General features: G+C 36.5%; 11 protein-coding genes. All 11 read right to left on the reverse strand.

The genetic code is table 11. From position 1 onward, the window contains the following. Entirely contained in the window at positions 1-279 is a 279-nt protein-coding gene (locus tag BME96_RS10650; protein ID WP_019375740.1) for a DUF503 domain-containing protein, read from the reverse strand. Continuing rightward, entirely contained in the window at positions 276-2,396 is a 2,121-nt protein-coding gene (gene infB, locus BME96_RS10655) for a translation initiation factor IF-2 (protein WP_060680147.1), read from the reverse strand. Before infB ends, BME96_RS10650 begins: the two co-directional genes overlap by 4 nt. A 20-nt stretch (positions 2,397-2,416) precedes the next feature. Next, entirely contained in the window at positions 2,417-2,716 is a 300-nt protein-coding gene (locus BME96_RS10660) for a YlxQ family RNA-binding protein (protein WP_019375738.1), read from the reverse strand. After that, on the reverse strand, positions 2,706-2,987 hold the full coding sequence (gene rnpM / locus BME96_RS10665) for an RNase P modulator RnpM (protein ID WP_060680145.1): 282 nt from the start codon (positions 2,985-2,987) through the stop codon (positions 2,706-2,708). The genes BME96_RS10660 and rnpM overlap by 11 nt, the downstream gene beginning before the upstream one ends. A 57-nt stretch (positions 2,988-3,044) precedes the next feature. Then, positions 3,045-4,151: a transcription termination factor NusA gene (gene nusA / locus BME96_RS10670; protein WP_071649060.1), complete on the reverse strand. Its 1,107-nt coding sequence runs from the start codon at positions 4,149-4,151 to the stop codon at positions 3,045-3,047. 15 nt (positions 4,152-4,166) lie between these two features. Further along, complete coding sequence (gene rimP, locus BME96_RS10675; RefSeq protein WP_060680142.1) at positions 4,167-4,637, reverse strand: ribosome maturation factor RimP; 471 nt, start codon at positions 4,635-4,637, stop codon at positions 4,167-4,169. Positions 4,638-4,916: 279 nt separating this feature from the next. Further along, positions 4,917-5,786, reverse strand: a complete 870-nt coding sequence (locus BME96_RS10680) for an STAS domain-containing protein (RefSeq protein ID WP_060680140.1) — start codon at positions 5,784-5,786, stop codon at positions 4,917-4,919. A gap of 173 nt (positions 5,787-5,959) precedes the next feature. Beyond that, positions 5,960-10,249 carry a PolC-type DNA polymerase III gene (locus tag BME96_RS10685; protein WP_060680138.1) on the reverse strand — a complete coding sequence of 1,430 codons (4,290 nt, stop codon included), beginning with the start codon at positions 10,247-10,249 and terminating at the stop codon, positions 5,960-5,962. 110 nt (positions 10,250-10,359) lie between these two features. Beyond that, a complete protein-coding gene (gene rseP / locus BME96_RS10690) occupies positions 10,360-11,625 on the reverse strand; it encodes an RIP metalloprotease RseP (RefSeq protein ID WP_019375732.1) in 1,266 nt (421 codons plus the stop codon). A 51-nt stretch (positions 11,626-11,676) separates the two neighbouring features. Then, positions 11,677-12,471 carry a phosphatidate cytidylyltransferase gene (locus BME96_RS10695; RefSeq protein WP_019375731.1) on the reverse strand — a complete coding sequence of 265 codons (795 nt, stop codon included), beginning with the start codon at positions 12,469-12,471 and terminating at the stop codon, positions 11,677-11,679. A gap of 11 nt (positions 12,472-12,482) precedes the next feature. Then, on the reverse strand, positions 12,483-13,244 hold the full coding sequence (locus tag BME96_RS10700; protein WP_019375730.1) for an undecaprenyl pyrophosphate synthase: 762 nt from the start codon (positions 13,242-13,244) through the stop codon (positions 12,483-12,485). Between the last annotated feature and the right edge of the window lie 71 nt (positions 13,245-13,315).

The following is a 13,315-nucleotide window of genomic DNA, read 5'->3' on the forward strand; positions in this document are numbered from 1 at the left end:
TTAAATACGTTCCGTATTTGTTATGGTCCGCTCCAGTTCAGGATAATCATCAATTATGCGTAATGCTTCCTGAATCACCTTTTCCGAATGAGTTAAGTCATTCGATATTGTCACGATACCTAATTTGGTACGTTGCCAAAGATCATGGTAATCCAACTCCGTTACTGCTACATTGAGATCTTTTTGGAGTCTTGCCATAAGACGTTTGAGTACGGATCTTTTTTGCTTCAATGAATGTCCTTCATACATTATACATTCGATCTCTGCAAACAAAATCATTTACGCTCAATTTCCTCCATAATGAATGCTTCTATTACATCGCCTTCTTTAATGTCATTAAAGTTTTTAATAGTTATTCCACACTCATAATTTTGCGCAACTTCTTTCACATCATCTTTAAAACGTTTTAAGGTATCAATTTCACCTTCAAATTGAACTACTCCATCACGAATTACTCTAACTCCTGAGGATCTGGTCAATTTCCCATCGGTTACATAGCTTCCAGCAATAGTACCGATCTTGGAGACTTTGAAGGTCTCACGAACTTCTGCTTGCCCAATAATTTTTTCTTCAAATTCCGGATCAAGCATACCTTTCATCGCTGCTTCAATTTCCTCTATTGCTTTGTAAATAACACGATGTAAGCGTACATCTACTTTTTCTGATTCTGCTGCTTTTTTCGCATTTACGTCTGGACGAACATTAAACCCTATAACAATTGCATTAGATGCGGATGCAAGAATAATATCAGATTCCGTAATTGCCCCTACACCAGTGTGGATGATTTTAATGTTGACACCTTCCACATCAATTTTTTGCAGGGATGAAGCAAGTGCTTCAGCAGAACCTTGAACATCTGCTTTTATTATAATATTTATTTCTTTCATATCGCCCTGTTTAATTTGTTCAAATAAATCATCTAAACTAACTTTCGTTTGTTCACTTCGATTTTCTTGAATTTGTTTTTGTTGACGAGCTTCCCCAATTTGGCGAGCCTTTTTCTCATCCCTAAACACAAGGAATTGATCGCCTGCTTGTGGAACCTCATTTAGCCCTGTTATTTCAACAGGTGTAGAAGGTCCAGCTTCCTGCACGCGTTTACCCAAATCATTTACCATTGCTCGGACACGTCCGTGCGTATGACCTACAACGATAGAGTCACCCACATGAAGAGTTCCATTCTGGACAAGCAATGTAGCTACGGATCCCCGACCTTTATCCAACTGAGCATCAATCACTGTACCGAATGCTTCACTCTTTGGATTAGCTTTCAATTCCTCAACTTCGGAAACAAGCACGATCATTTCGAGCAGGTCGTCAATTCCTTCCCCTTTGATTGCAGTAAGGTTGACGAAAATAGTATCGCCGCCCCAATCCTCGGGAATCAATTGATATTCAGTTAATTCCTGCATCACGCGATCGGGATTAGCCCCCTCTTTATCCATTTTGTTAACAGCTACAATGATAGGTACCTCAGCAGCTTTAGCATGGTTGATTGCTTCAATGGTTTGCGGCATAACTCCATCATCTGCTGCGACTACTAGGATAGCAACATCTGTCACTTGTGCACCACGAGAACGCATACTTGTAAAAGCAGCGTGACCAGGTGTGTCAAGGAAAGTAATCTTTTTACCATCGTTTTCTACTTGATATGCTCCAATATGTTGGGTAATACCACCAGCTTCCCCCGCAGTTACCTTTGTATGACGGATAGCATCCAATAACGTTGTTTTTCCGTGATCAACATGACCCATGATTGTAACAACAGCTGGTCTTTCAACAAGGTCTGCTTCATTTTCTTCAGAAATATACTTGTCGAAATCAGTGTCCTCTAGTACGATTTCTTTTTCCACTTCTACGTTGAATTCTTCACAGATTAATTCAATTGCATCATCATCTAAATCCTGATTTTTTGTAGCCATTACACCAAGAAACATTAACTTTTTAATTATTTCAGAAGCTTCTTTATTTAACTTCTCTGCTAGTTCACTTACAGTGAGTACTCCACTATATGTGATTTTTTCTGGTGTTTCTTTTTTGGCCGGTTGTTGCTTGAAATCTTGCTTATTTCCTTTGTTGCTCTTATGATTTTTATTATTTTGTTTATTGTTTCTTTTATTATCTTGTTTCTTAAAATTATTTGGTTTATTCACCTGTTTCCCACCTGGGTTTGGTTTAGCATCATTTTTTTTAGTTTCATTTGGTTTTGATACTGCTTTGTTATCATTATTTTGTGAAGTAGTTTTAAATTTTTTATCTAATTTGTTAATGGTATCTGTGGATATAGTCGACATATGATTTGATACCTCCACATCCATTTCTTTTAGATAGTTAATTACATTTTTACTTGAAGTGTTATTTTGTTTAGCATATTCATATACACGCATTTTACTCATACGTTCACCCCCGAATTTAGTTACCCGAGTAAAGACTTTATCTTCTCAGCAAACCCTGCATCTAAAATTGCAACGGCCACTCTCTGGGATTTTCCAATAGCATGTGATAAAGTTTCTCTATCATCTACTATTTCAAATGGTACTTTGTAAGTCTTACACTTATCAGTGATCTTTTTCTTCGTTTGTGGCCCAATATCGCTTGCCACTAGTACCAACTTTGCTTTCTTTTGCTGAATATCTTTCACAATTGTTTCTTCGCCTAAAGAGCACTTTCTGGCCCGATAAGCCAATCCAATCATATTTAAATAGCTATTTCGCATGGGAACTACCTACTGCAAGCTGTTTTAATTCTTCGTATATAGTTGATGAAACTTCCGCATTCAGTTGGCGATTAAGAATATTCGATTTCTCAGCTTTATCTATGACATCTATATCAAGTGTCAAATAAGCTCCGCGCCCGTTTTTCTTACCGGATGGGTCTACAAAAACTTCGCCTTCTTTATTGCGTACTATTCTTATCAATTCTTTTTTTGGTTTTGTTTCGTTCGTAACAACACATTTTCTTTCTGGTACTTTTCTTTTCTTGTTCATTTGAAAGCCTCCCTCTAATCAGGAAAACCTGGTCAGTTCCTAAATAAAATTGTTGTTTTATTCATCATCACTAAAATTAAACAAATCTTCCTCATCGTGTAACTCTTCGGTTTCATCTAAGAGGCCATCTTCTCTTGCTTCAGATTCGCTCTTAATATCGATTTTCCAACCCGTGAGCTTTGCAGCAAGTCTGGCATTTTGACCTCGTTTACCAATGGCCAAGGAAAGCTGATAATCTGGAACGATTACTGTTGTAGCTTTCTCTTCCTCATTGACGAGCACACTTACTACCTTAGAAGGGCTAAGTGCATTTGACACATAAACTACTGGGTCCTCAGACCATTCTACTACATCAATTTTTTCACCTTTTAACTCGTTTACAATCGCTTGGACCCGTTGCCCTTTTTGTCCAACACATGAACCTACCGGATCTATTTCCGGATCTGGTGCGTATACGGAAATTTTAGAACGGTCACCAGCCTCTCTTGCTACTGATTTAATCTCTACAATACCATCATAAATTTCTGGTACTTCCATTTCAAACAAACGTTTGAGAAGCCCTGGATGAGATCTTGATATATATATTTGGGGTCCTTTACTCGTGTTTTCCACCTTTGTAACAAAAACTTTCAGACGATCATGCACGTGGTATTCTTCTGTAGGCATTTGTTCAGCTTCCGCAAGCTTGGCCTCAATCTTACCCAGGTTGACATAGACAAAACGAGGATCTTTTCTTTGAATAATCCCAGTCATCACATCTTCTTCACGATCAGAATACTCAGAGAATATAACTCCCCTTTCAGCCTCTCTTACACGCTGAGTCACTACTTGTTTTGCAGCTTGGGCAGCTATCCTACCAAAATCTTTAGGTGTAACTTCAACTTCTACAATGTCTTCCAGTTCATAATTAGGATTTATCCCCTTGGCTTCTTCTAAGGAAATTTCTTCTTGCGGATCCTCGATATCCTCTACAACAGTTTTTCTTGAAAAGACACCCATTTTACCTGTTTGTTCATTAAGTTCTACTCTTACGTTTGTAGCTGACTTAAAATTTTTCTTATAGGCAGAGATCAAAGCAGCTTCTAATGCTTCCATTAGAATATCTTTGTCAATCCCTTTTTCTTTTGCTAAATAATCAATCGCGTCAAACAACTGATTGGCCACTTTTATTTTCCCCCTTTAAAACGTAACAGCTATTCTTGCTTTTGCTATCTTGTCATATGGTATTTCAATTTGTTTACTTCTTGTCTTTACTTTAATTTCCAATGTTAAGATATTATTCGTGAAATCTTTTAAAATACCTTCATATTCCTTTTCACCTTCAACTGGCTCATATAACTTTACATAGATGTTCTTATTTAAATTATTACTAAAGTCATCTTTCGTTTTTAAAGGACGTTCCACTCCAGGTGAAGAGACTTCTAAGAAATATGCCTCTTTAATAGGGTCTTGCTGGTCAAGCTTCTCGCTTAGTTCCTCAGATACATCCCCACATTCTGTAATATCGATTCCTCCAGGCTTATCAATGTATATTCGAAGAAACCAGTTTTTCCCTTCTTTCACATATTCAATGTCAACTAATTCAAGCCCTTTATGTTCTAGAATGGGGTGAAGTAACTCTTCTGTTGTTTTAATTACTTGTGAACTCACGTCTCATCCTCCTTTACTGAATTATCATTAACCCTTATTATGAACCATCATACTATTTTTCATTTGAGCATTCCGTGAATCAATATAAAACCCCTGCCGGCAGTATGTGGCAAGGGAGGGAAGTTTTAACTCAAGAGTCAGCTAGAAGTATGAAGAAAGAGTGGGTGATCACCCACTCTTTTAACCGTTCGTATCATTTCTTACCAAAAAAATTATATCATAAGGAAGAACCTCTTGCAAGAAAGTGGGTATAAATAGTGTTTCCGGTTAAGAGAAAGACTAAACATTGGACTGAATATCTGACCTGGAAGCGTCGAATAGTTTCATATAATCCTGCATGGCCTGTTCCAATGTTCCTTTTGTTTCAGCTTTCTGTCCAAAGCTAATGTCCATATTTACTATTTCTCGTACAATTTTTGGACTTAACCCAGTAATTACAGTGCGACAGCCCATCATGTTTACACCATCAAGCAGTTTTAGAAAGTTTTGGATAGCTTCATGGTCCATTTCAGCTATTCCAGACAAATCTAAAATTAATATCTCAACTCTCTTTTTGCCAATCTCAAAAAGGACCTTTTCTTCTATAATTGAAGCACGATAAGAATCTATTGTGCCAATGAGAGGCAATATACTAATATTGGGAGACACAGGAATGATCGGAACAGACAAATTTTCTACCAGCTTTGTCTGCTGTTCAATAAGTTTATCTTTATATTCGGAATAACTAATAAAAAAACCTTTAAAAAACTCATCAATTAACTCATTAACCTTATTCTCCATAGTAAAAAAACGTTCTCTATCAGCCTGATCTTCTGTAAAATGATCGTATTCATAGAGGAATTCCCATAAAGTCTTCCGGATTGCCTGTACCCATTCCAATTTAAATGAAAGTGTTAAAGATGTTTTAGCCCAGGCAATACCTTCCTGATTTCCAAAAGCTATAACATCGTCACGCTTTTCTTCTACCACCATTAAGACAAGTTTAACAGCATTCCCCAAAAGGTTTATATTACCTACAAGCTTAATTTCTTCAATTTTATCTCGAACATTTGCTGCGTGTTGCAACAAAACTTCTTCAAACATAGATTTATTCTCTGATAAAAATCCTTTAATATCCTGTCCATCTGTATAAATCAGATCTCGCCTCATTGTGATCCCGCCTTCCTATGTTTATTACACAACATAAAAATAGAATATTTTATAAAGTTCCCAAGTATTATATCACAACTCCATTACTATTTTCACTTGTGAAAAGATAGGGATAGGCATAAACGTCTGGATCTTTACAAATAGCTAATTATTTCGATCTAATGTTTATTGGTTTAAAAGAGAGACAATTGATTCTTCTCAGCCATTCCTTCCAAACAACCGTGATTATCAAGATATTCCAAGACAGTTTTTGAAATTCTGCTTCGCTCCCGAAGGTCTTCTTTGGATAGGAATTCTCCTTCTTCTCTAGCCTTCACTATACTTAGTGCAGCATTTGTTCCGAGACCATCCACAGCGTTAAAAGGAGGTAATAAACGATCCCCTTCTACTATGAATTCAGTCGCGCTTGACTTGTAAAGATCAACCTTATTCAAACCAAAACCTCTTTCACACATTTCCAAGGAGATTTCCAATACCGTTAACAGGTTTTTCTCTTTCGGAGAAGCATCGTTCCCTTTTGCGTAAATCTCTTCCATTCGCGTTCTAATTGCTGATGACCCTTTTATCATTGTATCTAATTCAAAATCATCTGCACGAACTGTGAAATACGCTGCATAAAAATAGATTGGATGATGCACTTTAAAATAAGCAATTCTTACAGCCATTAGAACATATGCTGCAGCATGGGCCTTAGGGAACATATATTTAATTTTTTTACAGGATTCGATATACCAATCTGGTACACCATGTTTTTTCATTTCCGTTATCCATTCATCCTGTAGCCCTTTTCCCTTACGTACAAACTCCATTATTTTAAATGCAAGTGATGCTTCCAATCCTTTGTGCATAAGGTATACCATAATATCATCACGACACCCAATAACATCAGGAAGCTGACAAATCCCATCATTTATTAATTCTTGTGCATTGCCAAGCCATACATCTGTTCCATGTGAAAGTCCTGAAATAATTACCAACTCAGCAAATGTATTTGGTTTTGTGTCTTCAAGCATTTGACGGACAAATTTCGTTCCAAATTCCGGCACCCCTAAAGTCCCAGTTTTGCAATTTATTTGGTCTGGAGTGACACCAAGAGATTCCGTTCCCGAAAAGATTTTCATAACCTCTTCATCATCCGTCGGTATTGTTTTCGGGTCAATTCCACTTAAATCCTGAAGCATGCGAATAACAGTTGGATCATCATGACCTAGTATATCCAATTTTAACAAATTATCATGAATAGAATGGAAATCAAAATGGGTTGTTCTCCATTCACTTTTCTTATCATCAGCAGGGAATTGAATTGGTGTAAAGTCAAATATTTCTTTATCATCAGGTACAACAATAATGCCACCCGGATGCTGTCCTGTTGTGCGTTTCACTCCAGTACACCCTTGAACCAGTCTGTCAACCTCAGCATTCTTATAAACGAGTTGCTTATCTGAAGCATAGCCTTTCACATAACCATATGCAGTTTTCTCAGCAATAGTTCCTATCGTACCGGCACGATAAACATTATCTTCTCCGAATAATTCCTTTGTATAATTATGAGCCCTTGGTTGATAAGTTCCCGAGAAGTTCAAATCAATGTCGGGTACCTTATCTCCTTTAAATCCTAAGAATGTTTCAAAAGGAATATCCTGCCCGTCTTTCGTAAGAGGTTTATTACATGCGGGGCAGTCCTTATCAGGTAAATCAAATCCACTACCAACTGTCCCATCTGTTATAAACTCATGATGATGGCATTCCAGGCAAACATAGTGAGGTGGCAAAGGATTCACTTCAGTGATTTCTGTCATGGTTGCAACAAAGGAAGATCCAACTGAACCCCTTGAACCGACTAAATAACCATCATCCAACGATTTTTTTACCAGCTTGTGGGAGATTAGATAGATGACAGCAAAGCCATGACCTATAATACTCTTCAACTCTTTTTCCAACCGATCAACTACAAGCTGTGGTACTGGTTCTCCGTATATTTTTTTTGCGCGATTATAGCATAAATCTCGAATATCCTGATCTGCTCCCTCAATTGTAGGAGTGTACAATCCATCCTTGACAGGTGATATCTCCTCTATTTCTTCTGCTAACTCATTTGGATTATGAATAATAATTTCTTTTGCTTTATCAACACCTAAAAATTGAAAAGCTTCCAGCATTTCATTAGTTGTACGAAAAGGAGTGTCAGGCAATGTCTGTCTATTCAGTGGATTACCTGCTTGAGATGCAATTAAAATTTGACGGTACAATTTATCATGGTTATCAATATAGTGCACATTCCCAGTCGCGACCACTTTTTTATTCATCCGATCGCCAAGTTTAATCAATTTATTTATTATATCTAAAATTTGTGCTTCATTTTGGACTAAGTCTTTTTCAATTAAATGGCTGTAGTTTGCAGGTGGTTGTACTTCAATGTAATCATAAAACTCAGCCACCTTCTCCGCTTCCTCCGCAGATTTCTGCATCATTGTTTCAAAGACTTCCCCTTTATCACAGCCAGAACCAACCAATATTCCTTCCCTTAATTTCAATAGTAAGGATCTTGGTATTCTAGGAACACGATAAAAGTAGTCTATGTGTGCATGTGATACTAGCTTATATAAATTCTTTAATCCATCCTGCGTTTTAGCAAGTAATGTACAGTGAAAAGGTCTTGACCGCTGATAGGCATTTCCTTCTCCCATATGGTTATTTAATTGTTTATGATTTGAAATTTCCTTATCAACCAACCGTTGCACTAATTTCCAAAACAAATAACCTGTTGCTTCTGCATCATAAATAGCTCTATGGTGTTGCGTTAACTCAATATCCAAATACTTACATAACGTATTCAGTCGATGATTTTTTAACTCAGGAAATAAAAACCTGGCTAATTCCAATGTATCAATTACAGCATTATCCGCTTTAGGAAAGTTAATTTTTTCAAAACCTTGATTAAGAAAACCCATATCAAAGCTGGCATTATGAGCTACAAGTATGCAGTCTCCCATCCATTCGCGGAAATCACTTAACACTTCAGCAACTTCTGGTGCATTCATCACCATCTCATCTGTAATGCCGGTAAGATCTGTTGTCGTTTGAGATAACGGATGATGCGGATTTGCAAATGACTCAAACCGATCAACAATTTCTCCTTGGTGGATTTTCACACCAGCAAGTTCAATGATAGTATCATAAACTGCTGAAAGACCGGTAGTTTCAACGTCAAATACGACATATGTTGCGTTGTTCAATTCAATATCCTTTACGTTATAAGCTATAGGCACACCATCGTCAACCAGATTGATTTCTACACCATATAATACTTTAATATTATTTTTCTTTCCGGCCGCATGTGCATCTGGAAAGCCTTGAACGCCAGCATGATCTGTTATTGCAATGGCTTTATGCCCCCATTTTGCTGCCTGAGAAACCAGCGTTTCCGGTGAGACCACGGCATCCATTTGACTCATCGTCGTATGTGCATGTAATTCAACACGCTTTTCATCTTCGGGGGAAGTGTCCTTTCTATCTTCCACTCTTATTTCATGGATATCATTTGCCATCATAGCTAATTCATTTGTATACATATCTGTTTGGATACTACCCCGGGCCTTGATCCACATCCCTTTTTTAACTGTTTCAAATTTTTCTGCATCCTCATCACCTTTGGAGAACATCTTTATTTGCAGTGAATCCGTGTAATCCGTTGCTTTAATTATTAATAGACTTCGCCCAGAACGTAACTTACGAATTTCAGCTGCGAATATATAACCTTGGACAGTGACACGACGTTCTTCATCTTGAATATCTTCCATTTGTATAGCTTCATCTTGTATTTTATACCCGAGCATTAATGGTTTGTTTTCATGATTTGGTTTTGCTTGCTCTCGTTTTTCTTTTTCCTGAACAGTCTTTTGGATTAATTGCTGATCTTCCAAGGCCTTTTGCTCTTTAAATGCCTGAATATCTGCTTCTTCTGTCTTAATTGTTGTTTCAATAGAGTAAAAGGAAAGACCCACTTTTTGGCAGTACTTTTTAAAACTGTCATCCAAACGCTTCTTTAGAGCGTTTGCTTCTGCTTCATTTCTGGCCGTTAATAATAGTTTATTATTTTGAATAATAGGGGTTTGATTGTAGATCAGATCCTTGTAAGCTGGAGATAAATTATTAATGGAATGAATAAACCGTTGCCAGTACGCACAAACTGTTTCGTTAACACAGGTACTGTCACCAGTTTGAATTGTCAATTCCACTGACGCTACCTGCTGAAATGATTCTCTTAAGGCATTTATGAAAAGCTCATGTATCTCCAATGGCAAAACATTTTCTAAATAAATGTGGAAATGCCATATTTTTGTCTTTTTATATACTTCTAACTTTTCCAGGTAACTCCCCTTGAAATGATTTTGGATATGTTCTGAAGGTATTTGTAATTGCTTTAGCAATAAATTCATTTTTTCACTCTTAGATAGATCCATTTGTAGTCCTCCTCATACCCTATAAACGTTTTATGGAGAATCTCTGTTATTTAATGCAACAAAGATTCTCCTATTAATTGTACTTATATAAAGCTAGCCGTTCTAATTATTTATAAAAATAATCTCTGGATATCATTCCATGTTACTATGATCATTAATAACATAAGAAAGGCAAACCCAACAAAGTGGAATAGGCCTTCTTTTTCCGGTGAAATCGGTTTGCCACGTATTGCTTCTATACCAACAAATAGCAAACGTCCCCCATCGAGAGCTGGTAATGGAACCAAATTTACAATCCCAAGATTTATACTCAGCATTGCAGTCCACATAAGGAAATTAGTAAAACCTGTTTGAACAACTTGATCTGTAACGTCATAAATTCCTACAGGACCAGAAAGCATTTCAATGGACAGTTGGCCACTGATTAACATAAATAAATTAGTTAAAATTAATTTGGTTGTATCGTATGTCTGTTCAAAACCGTATTTTATCGTACCAATAAAAGATTTTTCAAATGCTTGGTATACACCAATTTGCCCAATAGACTGTTCTTGACCTTCTAATTTAACTTCATCAGGTACAACCGTTACTGGAATTTGTTCTCCGTCTCGTTTAACAATCATCTCAAGTTCTTGACCTGGGTTTTTTCGAACAATAGTGGTGAACTCTTCCCAAGTAGAAATAGAATTATTTTCTATCTTTATAATTTCATCATTATCTTGTAGTCCTGCTTCTGCAGCTGGGCTATCCGGCTGAATTTTATTTACTCTGGCTTCATCTACTGGAGCACCCTGGATAATTCCTAAGATAAAAAATATAAAAAGAGCAAGAATAAAATTCATCATCGGTCCTGCAAAAAGCTGCATTGCTCTCTTACCTACACTTTTAGATGCAAACTGTCGGTCATACGGCGCTATTTGAGTTGCTTTTTCATCCATGATAAACATTGCTTTTGTATCCACTTCAAAGCTTAGCTTTTGGTCATCTTCATCAATTTCATAGCCATCAATGCGAAGTGCGTGATCCAAATCAGCATGCTCTACTTCGATAACTCTTGCATTAGGGTGTTTTGACTTATTATTGACGATTATTTTATTTACTTTTCCTTCTTGATTGAATTCCAGTCCAATATGGTGCCCTGGTTTTAATTCCACAATTTCCGGGTCTTCTCCCGCTACTCTAACGTACCCACCAATCGGTAATAATCGAATGGTATAGACTGTTTCATTTCTTGTGAAGGCAAATATTTTGGGTCCAAAGCCTATCGCAAATTCCCTTGCCAGCATTCCAGCTCTTTTAGCGAAAATGAGATGTCCCCATTCATGGATGAAAACCAAAAGTCCAAACATGAAGATAAAAGCTATAACTGTATTCAAATAAAGCACCTTCCTTTATTCATAAATTGAATTGGATTGGAGATTTCTTTTTTAGTGAATAAAACCGATAAAGTGTAATATTGGTAAAACAAAAAGCATACTGTCAAATCGATCCAATATTCCTCCATGCCCTGGTAAAAGATTACCAGAATCTTTTACTCCATAATATCGCTTAAAAGCAGATTCAACCAGATCTCCAACTTGTCCAAATACAGAAGCCAATACGGTTACACCTATAATTGCTAGTACAGAGGTTGCAATTGGTGATAGCAACTGAAAAATGACACCTACCAAACATGCTAATAGTATACCACCTACAGCTCCTTCAACTGTTTTATTAGGGCTGATCTCAGGCCACAGCTTTCTTTTACCAAAAGCTTTACCAAAAAAATAGGCTCCTGTATCTGTTGCCCAGATAATTAGAAATACATAAAGGATCATAGTCAAACCATTTACTTCACTATTCCTTGTTTCAATCAGAAAAAAGAAACCCATACCAACATAAATGGTCGAAAGTAGGATAAAGCCAGCATGGTCAAAATTAAACTTATTCTTAACTAATACTGTATATGCTAATAAAAACATTACAGCAAGCATAATAACCTCTGATTTCAAGAATCTTCCAAAAAGCATATCAGCTTCTACTGGCATTAAAACAAGCCATAATAATGCGATTCCTAAGATAGAGGCTAATGAATATTTTGCAATTTTCCGCATTCTCATTAATTCAAATAAACCAATCGTTGCCATGATATAGACCAAAATAGTAAAAGGTAGATCACCAATTAATACGAATGGCAAAAAGATAAATAATGCGAGAACAGCGGTAATAATTCGTTGTTTCATATATCCATCACCTATAAACCTCCATAACGTCTCTTGCGTTGCTGATAATCCCGGAGCGCCTGTTGAAAAATTTCCTCATTAAAATCAGGCCATAGGACATCGGTAAACCAAAATTCCGTATAAGCCAATTGCCACAACAAGAAATTACTTAAACGTTGTTCACCACTAGTGCGGATTAACAAGTCCGGATCGCAAAAATCCTTTGTATATAAATAATTGGAAAAACTACTTTCATCTAATTTATCGACATTAATTTTATTCGTATCAACATCTGACAAAATTTGTTTAATTGCCTGCATTATTTCATATCTACTACCATAGTTTAAAGCAAAATTTAATATTAATCCATTATTATCAGCAGTTTTATTTTTTGCGTACTGAACTGCTTCTTTCGTATGTTCAGGTAATGCGTCAAAATCGCCAATTGTCTCAATTCGGACGTTTTTTTCCATTAATTCCGGTAAGTAAATATGTAAGAATTCCTTTGGAAGTTTCATAAGGAATTCCACTTCCGGTTTAGGTCTTTTCCAGTTCTCCGTTGAAAAAGCATACAAAGTGAGGATCTTGACATTAAATTTACAAGCCTCACGAACTATTTTAATAACAGAATTGACGCCTTCTTTGTGACCTGCTATGCGAGGTAATGCACGTTTTTTTGCCCATCTGCCATTTCCGTCCATAATGATAGCAACATGATTTGGAATATTTTCCAAATCAGTATGTGCAGAAGTTTCTTCTTGTTTATTTTTAAAAAAAGGAAGTTTCATTGACATAGTTTGTCCTCCGAATGCAGTTGATTTCCCGTATGTTTTCTTATAATTATAATCAATATGTAACAAATAAA

Origin of the sequence: Virgibacillus halodenitrificans (assembly GCF_001878675.1) — a bacterium.
GTDB lineage: Bacteria > Bacillota > Bacilli > Bacillales > Amphibacillaceae > Virgibacillus_Q > Virgibacillus_Q halodenitrificans.